Consider the following 516-nt stretch of genomic DNA (forward strand, 5'->3'; position numbering starts at 1 on the left):
TGGTTGCCCATCTCCGGTGTATTCGTTTTGCCGAGCAAAACGAACCCCGCCGCGCGCATCCGCTGCACGAAATAGGCATCGTGGTCGGCTCTGTAGCCGGACTCTTTCATGCCTTTGATGCTGGACGTGTTGATATCGCCTTGGCTCACGACGGTGAGGTCCTTCAGAAGATAGGGCACGCCAGCGAAGGGCCCGGAGGCCAACTCGCTCTCACGCCGCGCCTTCTCAAAGAGCGGGATGATGACGGCATTGATCTCTGGGTTCACAGCTTGGACATGAGCGATCGTCGCCTCCAGCAGTTCGGTCCGGCTTATCTCTCCCGAGCGCACGAGTTCGGCCTGGGCCGTCGCATCCTGCCAAAGGTCCACCTTGCTCACTGTCGCGCTCCTTCTGCTGGTCTAAGCCGCGTGGACAATAACCTACCGCGACAGCTCCGGCGGGTCAAGTCCCGTGGAGTGGTGTAACGAACATTCTTCGAGAATGAGCTTGGCTACGCAGTCAACGTGAGGGGTAGTT

At 59.3% G+C, this 516-nt stretch carries 1 pseudogene; it reads right to left on the reverse strand.

The features are described from left to right. Positions 1-377: pseudogene (gene nylA, locus ACK4SC_RS11735) on the reverse strand (6-aminohexanoate-cyclic-dimer hydrolase); the annotation flags it as partial. Between the last annotated feature and the right edge of the window lie 139 nt (positions 378-516).

It is taken from the genome of Microcella sp. (assembly GCF_046293215.1).
Classification (GTDB): domain Bacteria; phylum Actinomycetota; class Actinomycetes; order Actinomycetales; family Microbacteriaceae; genus Microcella.